A 1,322-nucleotide genomic window follows, 5' to 3' on the forward strand; every position below is an offset into this window, starting at 1 on the left:
ATCTGATGAAGACTCAACCAAAATTTGAACATTGTTGAACACGTAGTCTGTACCTTCGCGCAAGCGAACTGCACGACCAACTGACTTCAAGATTGCGTTTTCAAGAGTAGGTTGCGCTTTAGGGTCACCATCAGTAGAGGTGCTGTGACTATCTGCTTCAATTACACGTGAACCAGTTTCGTCATCAACGATGTTCTGCTCAGCATAAACGTTTGAAAGTGTACCGATATAACCTTGGTCGGTATCGATTGAATCGTCACCAGCGTTGTAGATATACAAACCGTCGACGCTTACTGTACCGCCCCAAAGCTCGATACCATCATCCGCAGAACCAATGATTGCGATGTTCTCGATAGTTGTACCTGAACCTACAGAACCAAGAGAAAGACCGTTAAGCTCTTTGTCTTTTTCTACTTCATAACCAGAGTATTTGATCGCAACGTAAGTCAGTGTTCCACTGTTATCGTCCGCAATCGTTACACCAGCGTCAGGACCATAAGACTGAGTACCAGCTTCATAAGTACGCTCGCCTTTGTTGTTGGTAGATTGACCAAGGATAGTCAAGCCACCCCATTGACCCTGCTCGTCACCAGTATTAAGACCAGCAACGTCTTGAGCAGACGTAAAGATGATTGGGTTTGACTCTGTACCTTGAGCATCAATCATTGCACCACGGTTTATCGCTAGGTAAGAGTTACCTGAAGCACCGAAAAGTGTTGTTCCAGCTTCAATAGTAAGCGTAACACCGTCAACAACATTCACTTCACCAGTGATTGCATACAAGCTATCGCTAGTTAGTGTTGTATCGCTTGTGATGTCGCCACTAATAACTGAAACAGCCTGATCGTTAACCTCTGCCAATGCCCATTCGAAGATGCTCAAATCAACACCAGTTACAGCGTTGTCAGCATCAACTTCTGCAGCAAATGCTACACCAGAAGAGTCTAGATATGTTTCGTCAACCATATCACCAGAAACACCGACTGTTTCATGTACATCACCAAGTGCACGGAAAATTTCACGTGTACCTTCGTCACGATAGATACCCTTACCACTAGTGATGATACCGTCAGCACCGATGTCGCCTGTTACAGCATCATCAATCACTAACTCAACTGCGTCATTCTTGATCGCGATACCAGCACCTGCTGTTTCAATTTCATCGCCAGTTACAGCAGTATCACTTACACGGATTGCTGCGATGTCTGCAATGTAATCAGCTTCAGTGTACTCTTCAGTACCACCTTCACCGTCATCAACCTGTGTCCCAATTAGTGATGCATCAGCACTTGAAGACTTAACATTAACTTGTACGTTGTTAA

General features: G+C 44.6%; 1 pseudogene. It reads right to left on the bottom strand.

Features of this window, described 5'->3' with window-relative positions:
• Window positions 1–1,322 (bottom strand): annotated as a pseudogene (locus A3735_RS31155) (hypothetical protein); the annotation flags it as partial.

The organism is Oleiphilus sp. HI0061 (assembly GCF_001635675.1).